We start from the raw sequence: 13,561 nt of genomic DNA, 5'->3' as shown, positions 1-13,561 counted from the left end.
CTCTTCTGGCATGGGCGGGATTTATTATTGCGCTGTTGGTTATTTTTGTGTGCGTCGACCTCTTGCTGCGCAAGCCCTGGGCGGAGCATGAGCGGTTGGTGTTTCCTATTATTCAGCTTCCATTAGCGATGACGGATGAGAGCGGTTCATTCTGGCGCAGCAAGGCAATGTGGGCGGGGTTCACGGTTGCAGCGCTTATCACCGGTCTGAATGGACTTCATCTATTAGTCCCCGAAGTGCCGATGATCGCGCCGTTTATCAAGCAGTATCACCTTACTGAAGGGCTGTCTAACCGACCCTGGAGCGCCATTTCGAACTTGACGATGACAGCTTATCCTTTCGCCATCGGCCTGGCGTTCTTTATGCCTCTCGACTTGTCCTTTTCATGCTGGTTCTTCTATATTGCGCGATGCCTCCTGTTGGTTCTCTGCACTGCGATTGGGCTCGATTCAGCCGGTGGAGAAGGTTGGCCTTATACATGGTTCAGCCAGCATGGAATGGGGGCGATGCTTACCTTTGGCATACTCATCCTATGGAGCGTACCCAGGCAAGTCAAGTATGCCTGGAAAGCAGCTTTTCATGGCGGTCAGGCTGATAAGGATGGGCAGAATTATCGTTGGGCTTTTATCGGCATCGGTATTAGCTTAATTGTGATTTTCGCCTACTTCTGGCGAATGGGGCTGACCATGTACTGGGCAGTGGCCTTCTTTAGCGTCTATTTCATCATCGCCCTTGCCCTGACGCGCATTCGAGCCGAGGTGGGCGCTTCTCATGAGATTTATTTCATTAATCCCCAACGCTTCTTGTTCGAACTATTCGGCTCAAGCGGACTCATTCAGCCACGGGATATGACGATAATGCAGTCGATGTATTGGTTCAACAGAGCTTATCGCGCACATCCCATGCCCAATCAACTCGAAGCGCTTCAATTGGGCGCATCAAGAGGAATAAACCCCAGCAAGATGGCGGCGCTACTAATAATCGTCGGGATAGTTGCGATTTTCGTGGTCTTTTGGATGAACTTGCACATCACCTATGCCTACGGCGCAGCCGCCAAGGCCACTGGGTTCAAATCATGGGTTGGTGAGGAATCATTCGGACGCTTAAATACCTGGCTGTCGTCATCCACTCAGCCTAATCCATCACGATGGTTTAATATGATTGGCTCAGGCATTATAGTCGTTGTCTTGAGCGTGATGCGGCGCTCATTTGTATGGTGGCCTTTCCATCCGGCGGGTTACACACTAGCCGTCAGCAGCGCGGTCGATTACTTCTGGTTCCCCTTCTTTATCAGTTGGCTTATCAAGCTGATGCTAACCCGCTACGGCGGCACCCGAGGCTACCAACTAGGCGCCTCATTCGCCCTAGGTTTAATTCTGGGCGACTATACCATCGGTTCCCTTTGGGCAATAATCGGCCCCCTTATGGGGATACCGACCTATAAGCTCTTCATCTAACGCCTTTAGCCTAACAATTCTTTAACTTGCTCGGCTAATCTGGTGGCCATTCCTGGGACGGCAGCGAGTTCTTCTATCGTGGCCTCTCTTATTTTTGCGACTGAGCCGAAAGTGCGAAGGAGAGTTCGCTTTCGGCGAGGACCAATACCGGGCACATTATCCAACGGATTGCCGCCGAAAGTGTTGGCATCTCTTAATTTGCGGTGATATTGAAGGGCGAAACGGTGAGCCTCATCACGCAAGCGTTGAAGCAGGTGCAAAGCCGATGAGTCTCTTGGCAGTGCAATCGGAGCGTCGCGGCCAGACATGAAAATTAGCTCCATTTGCTTGGCCAAACCCAGCACAGGAATATCGATTCCCACATCCTTCATCGCTGCCAAAGCGGCGCTTAATTGACCTTTGCCTCCGTCAATTAGCATCAAATCCGGCAGTTTGGAGAACTTGGTATCACCTTCAACTGCTGCGCGTAGACGGCGGGTAATAACTTCCTTCATCATCGCAAAGTCATCAGGCGTCTCAGCGTGCCACTTAATTTTGAACCTGCGATACTCACTTCGGGCAGGCTGACCTTCTTCGGCAACCACCATGCTTCCGACGGGTATCTTGCCTTGAGTATTGGAAATATCAAACCCCTCGATACGCATCGGCAGGTTTTCAAGGCTGAGTACTTCTTGAAGGCTGCTCATCGCCGCTTCAGCCCATTCTTCTCTGGCTTCAATTTGCTGTCGCATCTGCTGCAGGGCAATCTCGGCGTTACTGGCAGCCATTTCCACCATATCAAACTTAGCCCCACGACGCGGGACGGTGATTTGTACTGAATGCCCACGCTTTTGCCGTAGCCAGGTCTCGATGATATTCATGTCTTCAATAATCACTGGAAGCAATATCTCGCGCGGGATTTCGGGAGCTTCGTTATAATATCGCTTAACGAACTCCTGCACAGCCTCCGATGCGCTCTCTTCAGTACCGCCATCGAGGATAAACACTCGCTGGCCGATAAGTTTGCCTCCGCGCACGTAGAACATCTGAACTGCTGCCCCACGCTCATCCTTCACGACCGCAATAACATCCTGATTGGTGTCTTCATTAGAGATAACTTTCTGCCGCTGCATAACCTCTTCAATAGCCGCCACTTGGTCCCGCAGCTTTGCAGCCCGCTCGAATTCCATTTTCTCAGCCGAAGTCTCCATATTACGCCGCAGTTCTTTCAGCAAACGCTCGTGTTTGCCTTCAAGAAAGAGGGTCACATCCTTTACTATCTTTTGATACTTCGAATGATCAGCCAATCCGGCGCAAGCCCCCATGCACTGACCCATGTGATAGTAAAGACAAGGTCGCCGTTCTTCCTTGCCGTTCCATACCTTGCCGCAAGGGGTTAAAGGGAAAATCTTATGCAGCAAATCCGAAGCTTGGCGAACGGCTTGTGAGTTAGTATACGGACCGAAATAGCGGTTGCCGTCGCTAAGATTTACTCGGCGTGTGTAAAGCAGACGTGGATATGCCTCCGACGTGGTAAGCGCCAGATAGGGGTAGCTCTTGTCATCCCGCAGACGGACGTTGTACTTGGGGCGATGGCGCTTAATCAGCGTGCATTCGAGAATAAGCGCTTCAAGTTCACTATCGGTAACCATTATCTCGAGGTCGCGAATATCATTTACAAGTTTGCGGGTTTTTGCGGAATGCTTAGCGCTCTTTTGGAAGTACGAACGGACACGATTGCGCAGCGACACCGCTTTACCGACATAAAGGATGTCCCCAGCTTCGTTTTTATAAAGATAGCACCCCGGTCTATTCGGAACGCTATCGAGTTTTTCCGATAGTGTAATAGGTTCCATACAGTTGTAACTTAAATGTATTGTATCTAATTGAGTTTGATTATTGCTTTATATACCAGCAGAGTATCAAATCGGGTATAGAAAGTCTAATGATATTTACTACTGCTTTATTGAGCACGATATTGAGTACGGTTTCGAATGACGCCCCAAAACATGCGGTGTGCCTTTATACGGCATGTCCGATCGTAATCGATGGCAAGCTGGGCGATGCTTCCTGGCGAAAAGCCCGATGGATTAATGATTTTGTGGACATCGAGGGTTCTCATAAGCCAAAGCCGTACCTGCGTACTCGGGTCAAATTGCTTTGGGATGATGAGTATCTTTACGTAGGGGCAGAGCTTCAGGAGCCTCACGTTTGGGGAAATTATACGGCTCGCAGCAGCCCGCTCTTTTTGGAGAATAACTTTGAGGTTTTCATCGACCCTGATAGCGACCGCAAAGACTACTTCGAGTTTGAGGTAAATGCGTTAGGAACGATCTGGGACCTGATGTTAACTCACCCTTACAAAGAAGGCGGTAAAGGAATAAACCTCAATAACCCCAACATCAAAGTAGCCGTTCAAGTGGATGGGACTATAAACGAGCCATGCGATACCGATAAAAGCTGGTCCGTTGAACTTGCTATCCCCTGGAAAATGATGGCAGAAAAAGCGGGCAGAATTACTCCTCCCAAACCCGGCGATACCTGGCGTATGAACTTGGTGCGCACCGAATGGCCTTTCGAGATTGTTGACGGCAAATACCAAAAACCCAAAGATTCCCAATCCAACTTCTGGGTCTGGTCCCCCCAAGGCGCAATAAACATGCACCTCCCAGAAAAGTGGGGATACGTCGAGTTCAAACGATAAGCAAGTTGGAGTGCATATTTTCAGAACCCTCACTGACTCCAGGCGGGGGGAGGCGGTTTTCTCCAACGTCGATGAGGTCAACCTGAAGATGTCGGTAAAGCTTACGCAGCTATGGTAAGAGGCGACCTTTTCTATTCAACCGGACAAATTATCAACGTCGACGGCGCCTACATGTTCCTCGTTCCTGAAACTTAACAAAGACCTCAAGCTTATAAATATTGAAGCTAAATAATAGGTTTTTTGCTCTATTGCCACCTCGTAATTTCACCTATAATCATTTTAACCCTAGTCTATTTATGATTGAATACTGCTTTTAGATGGAGGTCTATGGAATGATGTACGAAGACCGCAGTGAAGAATTTCCATTCGTATCGGTGATAATACCAGTACGCAATGAAGAGAAATATATTCGTCAGTGCATGCAATCGCTATTAATGAACGATTATCCGCCAGATCGGATTGAGTTCATAATTGTTGATGGCGCCAGCACAGATCGTACTCGTGATGCTGTTTTCGAGATGTTAGCCGTAGACCCCCGAATTAAACTGCTCAACAACCCCAACCGAACGGTGCCTTATAGCATGAATATAGGCATTCGCGCGGCAGAGGGTGAATATATTGTCCGAGTGGATGCGCATGCCGAATACTGCCGTGACTACATCCGCAAGTCAATTGAGACCCTCCAGGATACCGGTGCAGCCAATGTTGGCGGAGTATGGGTTGTCCGTCCGGCATCAAAAGGTTTTATTGCGCGAGCGATTGCTTTAGCCCAAACCCATATCTTCGGGGTAGGCAACTCGTCCTATCGCGTCAGTATGCGCAAAGGTTATAAAGACACCGTCCCGTTCGGCGCATTCCGAAGAACGATTTTCGAAAAGGTCGGACTTTTCAACGAGAAGCTCACCTGCCATCAAGACTACGAATTGAACCTGCGCAGCCGCAAAAGCGGCGGCGGGATCTACATGAATCCGGCGATTGTGTGCAAATACTACTGCCGAGCGGGTCTCAGGACGTTATGGAGACAGAGCTTCCAATATGGCAAATGGAACGCCTATTGCCGAGCAATTAGCAAAGAAAACGCAGGGCTTCGTCACATATTCCCAGGATTGGTCGCAGCAATTGCGACTGTGTTAGGAGTTGCAGCTATTGTATTTAAACCGGCGATGTGGGCATTCTTTGGGTGCGCGGCGTTTTATTTATCAGTCTCGTTGTTAGCGAGCCTTCAGCTTTTCAAACGTGACCGGGATGTAGCCGCCTTCTTCTGCCCAATCGTATTCCCAATCCTCCACTTTGGGCGCGGTTTTGGTCTGATATGGGGGTTTGCCACTAGAAAACACTGGGTCGAAAATGTCTGGCAACACGTAGAAGCGCCAATACTGGAACCCCTTCCCGAAAAGATTATCGTTAGATCGGCGTAGGGAATTTTACTAAAATCGGGCGACCCTGTGGGTCGCCCGATTGTGTTTTTTCCGTGTCTTACTTGCACGCCTTTTCGGCATACTCCCGATAAAGTTTCATATAGAGTCGATAGTCTTCAACCGAGACTGCAGGCGGGGTCTGATGGTCGACAGAAGGGATGAAATAGCCGCTCTTCATAACGGGCATTAGACGCTCGAACTCAGCGCGCAGGGCATCCACGCCTTTGTGCATGATAGTTTTGTCATAGGCACCTAACATCTTCCAATTCGGGCGCTCGGAGCGGATGCGATTGACATCAACACCGGCCATGCGCTCTAACGGCAATATGCCCTCAACACCAACCTCTTCCATCCAAGGGATTAACGGCTCGACATCACCATCACTATCGACGATTACACTAATCCCATTCTCCTTTAAAAGCGGAACCACCTGGCGGTAATAGGGTGCAATGAACTCATCGAAAAGGGCTTTCGAACACATGACACCGTGGTTATAGGACATGTCCTCAGCGAAAGTTGCAAATTCGGGTGTGCAGACGGTGAGAAATTCTTTTATGCAGCGAACGCAATAGTCGACTTCATCCTGATTGATTCGATGCATTAGTTCGGGATAGTCATAGAAAGCATAGAAGTGCGGTTCTATCCCGAATAACACACGAGGCCACCAGAAGAAACCTTCTATAGTCATCCACATGACCACTTCGCCCGCCGCCTGCCTTTGCGCGATTCCATTCCAATGATCATAATTAATCCCAACCGGATCGGGATAGAGGTATGGGCGAACTCTCTCATAGTCATCTTCGTTCTCGATTAAGGGACGCCCTTCAGGCCGTAGACCTTCAGGGGGGTTGCCATGACCAAACCAAATCTGATAATCCATATCAAGCCCGAAGTATTCTTTGATCTCGTGAGCGCTCATACCTGCCGGCAGTCCCTGCTTTTCCCACACATCAGTCGTAAGGTTCCACCAATTCGTCCACTCAATTAGCGGCAACCGATCATCGGGCATCTCACCCTTCAAAACTTTTTGGAACCGAGAACGGACTGTTTCTTTCGCCATTTATTTACCTCTCATACTTTGACATTTTGATATCTCTTCTGTGTCATTGCGAGGATGATTGTACCGAAGCAACCTCCTCCAATACCTTCCAGACAGATTCTTCACATCGCTCAGAATGACACATCTATCCCTAAAATCCGCTTCCCTAAGCAGACCTTTAGGCCGTATCGAAGTGCTCCGAAGACCCCCTTGGAAATGGGGAAATGGGTGTTGGACCTGCCTTTAGGCTTCAAATCGCATTAGCGTATCTTCCATGCTTAGGATACCGGTTGTGGCGCCCATGGCGGAGACACTGCAGGCGCCTACCATGCTGGCGAAGCGTCCTGCGCGTTCTAAATCCCAACCCTTGACAATCGCCGATAGGAAACCGGCCACATAAGCATCGCCTGCACCCGTTCCATCAACCGCATCGACTTTGTAGATTGGGATATAGGCATCGACATCTTTTGAACGCACGTAGCTGCCGTTTTCGCCCATCTTCAGAGCTACTACTTTGACGCCCTTATCCAAAAGGAACGACGCCATATCCTGTTCCGAGTTGCAACCGGTGATCATCCGCGCTTCCTCGATACTTGGCAGGAAATAATCAACATAGGGAAATGACGGCGCAAGCATCTTCATCCAACCGCTTTCGGGGTTATAAGTTGTATCCATTGCAGTGGTGCATCCCAGTTCTTTTGCCTTCTTCAAAATCTGCGCGCTCGGCTCGCCATCGATACCCGGCATCACCAATGCGCTTGCCATATGCAAAATCTTGGTGTTTTTGACCAGGTCCCAATCCATATCATCGATAGTAAATGCCGCGTTCGCGCCAATGTAGTGCATGAACGAGCGCTCGCCATCTCCATGCACGACTACCATAGTAGCGGAAGTATTGACGCTGGGGTCCTGGCTCACGTTGGTAACGTTGATGCCCTGGCGGCTCAGCACGTTCATAACATACTCGCCAAGCCCATCTGCCCCCACTTTACCGATAACGGCAGCATCCAACCCGATTTTCTTCGCTGCCACCGCGCTATTAAGCGCACAACCGCCGGTATGCAGCTCCATTCGAGGCACAATCGATAACCGCCCACGTGGTGGATACTCATCAATCGGCTTCCCCACCAAATCCGCCACCAACGACCCAATACAAGCTAAATCAGGCATCTATCATCCCTCCGAATTTTCGCATAAATCTCCATCCACATTCTGAACAACCACAACGCATTCCTGCAAGGCCAATACTCTATTAATTCCACTCAATTTCTATACTCATTATTGTACACATGTCATGTGTTTGGTTTGCAGAAAACTCACAGGATCTGACCTGCTCACGTAGTGATCGAGGGTGGTTCCTATTCCTTTACCAACCCCCGCCTTACTGAGCAGATATTTGTAGATGAGATGACAGGTTGAAAAGTCGTCGCATCTGAAAGGAAAAGAGATAGTAATAAAAGCTTTGGGTGTGAAAAACAAACAAGAAGAGAAAAATGGGTGCGGGGGTTGGATTTGAACCAACGACCTTCGGGTTATGAGCCCGACGAGCTACCAGACTGCTCCACCCCGCGTTGTAAGCTAGGTCAATATACCTGACTGACAGTAATTTGTCAAGGAATAATTCTCTCTAAAACCCCTTGACAGGCATAAAGGCGCCCCGCAAAATCACCGACAATTCACTTTGGAGCAACTAGCGCCCTAAAGGGGGAATTATCTTGCAAGGCGTTTTGTTTACGCTGGCGGCGCAGCCGGTCAACATTGACCAAAGCCCTCCGCCAGTGTCAAAAGAGCCAGAATCATTCGATAAGTTGCTTGGACAAAGCCTCGAGGAAACGCAGAAGACGGTTGGGCAAGGCGAAACGGTGTTAAATGAGCAGTACCCGAAGGAACCGGATGCCCCGCCACTAGGTCTTCCGTCCACATCTAAGGACGACGAATCCTCAGCGCAAGAAACAAGCATAGCGGTACTTGCCGCGTGCTTTATTGCGCCTGAGTTTATACCGATCATCCCAGATGTTGCGCCGACTCCGGCTAATTCAACAACTAAGAGTGTTGAGGAAACCCTTAGCGCTCTAACACAGGCTGTCGCGAAGCAAACGGCTGCCTCATCGACAAATACCATTGGCACGATTGCTACGGCTTCGGTTATGCCAATTGATGTGCCTGTGTCTCAACTATTCGTTCTACCATCGGTAGAACAGGCATCTGTTATGCCTTCAGCCGTAATGATTGAAACGCAAACAGCAGCCTTAACAACTCAATCCCAACAGCCTATAGCAGCAACCTCAATGCAGGCTTCAACACAACAGCCAAATGAGGCTCCAGTTATTGCACCACCGATGTTAACTAATGAAGTCGCCGAAGCGCTCTTTGTTGAATCGGTTGCAGGCAATTCTGTGACACCATTCGAACTAAAAGGGGTAGCTGAAACGCAACCTCAAGAAGTTGGAACTGTAACACCAAAAGTTGAAACGGTTACACCATCTCTTATCCCACAAGCGCAACCTTTGGTTACTGTTGATGATGTTCCGATATCTGAAGTAAATACGGATATAGGAAATTCTGAAATAGTGGCTGAAACAACTAAAGTAGCCCAAAACGTTGTTGCTGATCCTCTTGTCGCCACAGAGAAATCCACTGCGCCTGTACAGCAGGTTCAGGATACTCGTCAAGCGGTAACAGGGAAAGTTGAACCAAAGCAAACGGCTTCATCCGATACTGTAATAACTGAGATAACGACAGCTCAAGTTGAGAACCGGCCTTTGATTGCAGATAACTTATCGGCAAGAGAAGCAGTGCTTGGTAAAGCAATTGAACCCAGAGGTAATACACCCAACAACGTAACTCCCTCAAAGACGGCTGTTGATGTGACACAACCTGCAGCAGAAGCTGTTCCTGTCGTGGCGCCCCAGGTCTCGGCGATAACTAAAGATGCATCAGTAAGTATCACAACTGAAGCAGCTACAACTGATATTCCGGTCGAGACAACTAACTCGAACCGGACTTCTCAACAAAGTGGGCAAAGTCCCAACGACCAGAAGTTTGCTACGCCCGCTCAATTCCAACAGGTTTATCAGCAACATGCCGTCAAAGCGGCTGAAGCTGCAAGTTCTCTTGGACAAATTAATGAAGTGGACAGAATTGCTCTGGCACAGCAGGTTGGACGCTATATCGCTCAGGCTCATGCGAATGGGCAGGAACGCACGATTAGTCTTCGACTTGACCCACCGCAACTAGGAAGCGTAGAAGTAACTGTTCATACCGTGGGCAAAGTTGTGGATGCGAATGTGGTCACTCAACATGAAGGGACGCGCCAAGCGCTTCTTTCATCGCTCGACCAACTTCGCGACTCGTTGGCCTCGCGGGGACTATCTCTCGGCCAGGTGAATGTGAGCGCTCAACAAGGACAACAAGGTCAAACACCCAATTGGGCTCCTGTCCGCCGATCGTTCAACCCATCTGCCACCATCTCAATCGATACAGCTTCTATGCCGGCGTTTAACTCCTGGCATACAGGGCTGTTAGATACACGTGTTTAAGGAGGTTATATAAATGGCAGTATCAGCAACAAGTAGTATTACCAGCCCGTATAAAGTGCCGGAAAATAATCCAAACAGGGCTTCGTTGGATCAAACTGGGTTTATCAAGCTGCTGGTTACGCAGCTCGCTACTCAAGATCCACTATCCCCGATGGATAATAAGGATATGGCACAGCAACTTGTTCAGCTAACGCAAATCCAAAGCATCACACAGATGCAAACGAGTATGCAAAAGCTCCAAGCAGCTTCACTCATCGGTAAACAAGTCGATGGAACTGACACCAATGGAATATCTGTTTCAGGGATAGTGACCAGCCTAAAGCTGAGTGGTGACAATATCAGTGTTATGGTAGGCGCTCAGTCGATTGACATTACAGCGATAACATCAGTATCCGAAGGGATATCAAAGTAGAAAGCAAGTCCTATGCCAGATAATCGCATTAACAACATACGTCCAGGTTCGATAGGGCCTGCGACTATACCAACTCAAAGCAGACCACTGCAGCAAGGCGGATCATTCGCTGAGGCTTTGCAGCAGCAGCAGCTTGCGCTGAAAGTGTCGGCGCATGCTCAAACGCGTATGCAGTCTAGAGATATCTCGCTCAATCAAAACCAATGGAAACGTGTCGAAGATGGCGTTCAGAAGGCCGCCGACAAAGGGGCACGTGAATCATTAGTGTTGATGGATGATGTTGCGCTAGTGGTCAGCGTTCGCAACCGGACAGTTATTACAGCTGTTGATAAGGCAAGCCTTAAGGACAATGTGTTTACAAACATTGACAGCGCAGTAATAGTGTAATTCAAAACCAAAACTAAGAAGCCGGACCTCTTCCGAGGAGGCTTCATGTTCGACTTCATGAATGAAGTTGAACGCTCAGATAAACAGGAGGTCATTCATGTTACAAGCAATGCTCGCGGGTGTGGCCAGTATCAAGGCACACCAAGCTCAACTGAACGTAATTGGTAATAACATCGCCAACGTCAACACAACCGCATTCAAAGCATCGAGAATGGGTTTTCAGGAACTGCTTGCTCAAACGGTTACCGGCGCTTCTCGTCCCAACGATAATGTAGGTGGTGTAAACCCTCTGCAAATTGGTTTAGGTTGTCAAGTAGCATCAGCTGATACAATTCAGGATCAGGGAAGTCTGCAGTCTACAAACCGTTCGACGGACTTTGCCCTTCAGGGACCGGGTTATTTTATGGTCACAGATGGCAATGTAATCTCATACACACGTGATGGCACGTTCGCGCTGGACGCAAATGGAACACTTGTTCACAGAAGTACGGGTCAGAAGCTTCTTGGTTGGTCCGCTGATGCTAGCGGCGACATCGATACGACCGGTCAAGTTACATCCCTATCAGGCATCCAAATCCCGATGGGGGTTTTGACATCCGTTCAGGCAACAACTTCAGCTCCATTCGTAGGAAACTTAGATGCGAGAGCTATACCTGCCGATTCCCGAATGGTCAGGACAACCGTCTATGATAGTCTAGGCGGATTACATGAAATCGAAATGACATTTTCCAACCATACAGTAGGTTCGTTCCTCACCGGAACGGCATCTTCCAGTTGGGATTGGAGCGCAACAGAAAACGGTGTTTCCATTGGCACCAGCGCCACAGCAGGTAATTCACCTCTTTACTTTGATGATGAAGGCCAAGCGGTATTACCCAACCCTGCGCCAGCTCAAGATGTAATAATTACACCTACCAATGGAGCTGGTTCGCTCCCTATTAGTATCGATTTCACTCAAATCCAGCAGGTTGAAGCGGCTGCAAATGTTCAGGCGGGGCAAGCCAATGGGTATCAACCAGGCACTTTAGCATCGTTCACCGTCGGTCAGGATGGCATCATTAGCGGTACGTTTACGAACGGCTTTTCACGCCCACTTGCTCGAATTGCAGTGTCTGTTTTTGCCAACCCGAGTGGTTTGGAAAGAACTGGCAATAATTTCCTGCGCCAGTCCGACAACTCCGGTCTACCAGCAATCGGCGCGCCAACGGATAACGGCCGAGCTTCCGTCAGCGTCGGATACCTCGAACAATCTAACGTCGATATCGGAGACCAGTTCACCAACATGATTATCACCCAACGCGGCTTCCAAGCCAATACCCGCGTTGTTACTACTGTTGATGACATGATGCAGGAACTGATCAACATGAAACGCTAATAGCAACAAACTAACCTAACACAAAACCGCCCCGACAAGTATATTGTCGGGGCGGTTGATTTATGGGGGCGAAAAGCAGAGAAGCTGAAAGCTTATCGCTTCTTATCTTATTCTCTCAAGTACGAAATAGGCTACTAGTGCGGAAGGAATGTCGGTGTTTTGGGCGACTCTTTCCATAACACGCGAATAGTTACGAGAAGCGAGCTCATCAGGTTCGCCGACTCTCTGAAGGGTCTCGACAATCAAGTTGATACATTCTATAAGGTATTGTCCGCGAACACTTGCTAGGCTTCGATTAGTAAAGTCGTGGAATTTACGCTGGCATTGATCATGAAGGTCATCCCATATGGCCGTGGAGGAGAGTTCAGTTTGATGACGAACATAGGATTGTTGTTCTAGTTGCCGCGCTGTTGCTTCTCTTTCTTTGACATGTTCCCAATCTTTAAGAGTAGTACCTTCTATCACCCGAACCGTAAGTCGTTTTTCCATGCGCCCGGACAGCACCTGCTCGATGATATTACGGGTAGTAGGGGAATTGAGGTGGCCGGCTTGGCTCGACTTTTCATGGGGGAGGCCCAAAACCGCAACTTCTTCTTCAGAGGTTATAGGTATGATGGCATCTAACGTTTCCCAGATAGTACGTCCGGTAACTCGATCTTTGATCACATTCAACGATTCCTGCCAAACAGAAACTATATCAGACATTCAACCTCCCAGGCTTACTTTTGCTTTCTCCACCAACCGGTTTCCATATTATCGTCAGTTATCTTCTTTTTCTTCCTAGCTTCTTCTTTAGCTTTCATTTTAGCTAGTTCCTGTGCCTGTTTGCTCGTTTGCTCTTTTGCTTTTTCAGGCTTTAGCTCAGGCTTGAGCACTGATTTCAACTCCTCTTTTGAAGGTGGAGCTTTTTTTTGCATACGAGTCATTTCTTCTTCGGTAGGCGGAAAATCCGGCTTGCTCCTATTATTTAAATAGGTCAGACCAGCGACCAGAATTAGCAACAGTGTTATAAGTCCGACTGAAACAGATCGACGCACCTTGACCACGCTCCTTCATAGCGAGTGTATCTCTAGCACTCAATCAAAGTCAAGTAATTAGTTTTAGGTTGATGTGCCGAGCAAGTATTAATACTAGTTTTTACAAAAATAAAATTTCGCTATGCTTATCCTGTCCGTTTTTTCATTTTCTGTTGTAATATATTTATGATGGCTAGGTTTAGTGCATCACCAACTTCTCATTATTACATTTAAG

12 protein-coding genes and 1 tRNA gene are annotated in these 13,561 nt (G+C 48.5%); 7 read left to right on the top strand and 6 right to left on the bottom strand.

Features of this window, described 5'->3' with window-relative positions:
- On the top strand, positions 1 to 1,457 hold a 1,457-nt coding region (locus WCO51_03515; protein ID MEI6512324.1), incomplete at its 5' end, for a DUF6785 family protein.
- 5 nt (positions 1,458 to 1,462) lie between these two features.
- On the opposite strand, the gene uvrC is transcribed toward WCO51_03515, so the two are convergent.
- Entirely contained in the window at positions 1,463 to 3,292 is a 1,830-nt protein-coding gene (gene uvrC, locus WCO51_03510; protein MEI6512323.1) for an excinuclease ABC subunit UvrC, read from the bottom strand.
- Positions 3,293 to 3,381: 89 nt separating this feature from the next.
- Between uvrC and WCO51_03505 the strand changes: the two genes are divergently transcribed.
- Positions 3,382 to 4,140: a carbohydrate-binding family 9-like protein gene (locus WCO51_03505; protein ID MEI6512322.1), complete on the top strand. Its 759-nt coding sequence runs from the start codon at positions 3,382 to 3,384 to the stop codon at positions 4,138 to 4,140.
- Between the two features lie 332 nt (positions 4,141 to 4,472).
- Positions 4,473 to 5,558, top strand: coding sequence for a glycosyltransferase family 2 protein (locus tag WCO51_03500; GenBank protein MEI6512321.1), 1,086 nt, complete (start codon positions 4,473 to 4,475; stop codon positions 5,556 to 5,558).
- Positions 5,559 to 5,616: 58 nt separating this feature from the next.
- Here WCO51_03500 and WCO51_03495 read toward each other — a convergent pair whose 3' ends face one another.
- From WCO51_03495 to WCO51_03485, 3 genes are all read right to left on the bottom strand, one after another.
- Positions 5,617 to 6,618 (bottom strand): uroporphyrinogen decarboxylase family protein, encoded by a 1,002-nt coding sequence (locus tag WCO51_03495; GenBank protein ID MEI6512320.1) that lies wholly within the window; start codon positions 6,616 to 6,618, stop codon positions 5,617 to 5,619.
- A gap of 222 nt (positions 6,619 to 6,840) precedes the next feature.
- Positions 6,841 to 7,767: a carbohydrate kinase family protein gene (locus tag WCO51_03490; GenBank protein ID MEI6512319.1), complete on the bottom strand. Its 927-nt coding sequence runs from the start codon at positions 7,765 to 7,767 to the stop codon at positions 6,841 to 6,843.
- A gap of 324 nt (positions 7,768 to 8,091) precedes the next feature.
- Positions 8,092 to 8,168 (bottom strand) — tRNA-Met (locus tag WCO51_03485).
- A 144-nt stretch (positions 8,169 to 8,312) separates the two neighbouring features.
- Between WCO51_03485 and WCO51_03480 the strand changes: the two genes are divergently transcribed.
- The 4 genes from WCO51_03480 (at position 8,313) to WCO51_03465 (ending at position 12,310) form a co-directional block, all read left to right on the top strand.
- On the top strand, positions 8,313 to 10,136 hold the full coding sequence (locus WCO51_03480) for a flagellar hook-length control protein FliK (protein ID MEI6512318.1): 1,824 nt from the start codon (positions 8,313 to 8,315) through the stop codon (positions 10,134 to 10,136).
- A 13-nt stretch (positions 10,137 to 10,149) separates the two neighbouring features.
- A complete protein-coding gene (locus WCO51_03475; GenBank protein MEI6512317.1) occupies positions 10,150 to 10,548 on the top strand; it encodes a flagellar hook capping FlgD N-terminal domain-containing protein in 399 nt (132 codons plus the stop codon).
- 12 nt (positions 10,549 to 10,560) lie between these two features.
- Entirely contained in the window at positions 10,561 to 10,935 is a 375-nt protein-coding gene (locus WCO51_03470) for a TIGR02530 family flagellar biosynthesis protein (protein ID MEI6512316.1), read from the top strand.
- 97 nt (positions 10,936 to 11,032) lie between these two features.
- Positions 11,033 to 12,310, top strand: coding sequence for a flagellar hook protein FlgE (locus tag WCO51_03465; protein ID MEI6512315.1), 1,278 nt, complete (start codon positions 11,033 to 11,035; stop codon positions 12,308 to 12,310).
- Between the two features lie 102 nt (positions 12,311 to 12,412).
- On the opposite strand, the gene WCO51_03460 is transcribed toward WCO51_03465, so the two are convergent.
- Both WCO51_03460 and WCO51_03455 read right to left on the bottom strand, forming a co-directional pair.
- A complete protein-coding gene (locus WCO51_03460) occupies positions 12,413 to 13,015 on the bottom strand; it encodes a hypothetical protein (protein ID MEI6512314.1) in 603 nt (200 codons plus the stop codon).
- A 14-nt stretch (positions 13,016 to 13,029) separates the two neighbouring features.
- Positions 13,030 to 13,347, bottom strand: coding sequence for a hypothetical protein (locus tag WCO51_03455; protein ID MEI6512313.1), 318 nt, complete (start codon positions 13,345 to 13,347; stop codon positions 13,030 to 13,032).
- Positions 13,348 to 13,561 lie beyond the last annotated feature (214 nt).

This window comes from bacterium (assembly GCA_037131655.1).
Taxonomy (GTDB): domain Bacteria; phylum Armatimonadota; class Fimbriimonadia; order Fimbriimonadales; family JBAXQP01; genus JBAXQP01.
Note: the sequence above shows the minus strand (reverse complement) of the source record. Positions and strands in the feature narration are given on the sequence as shown.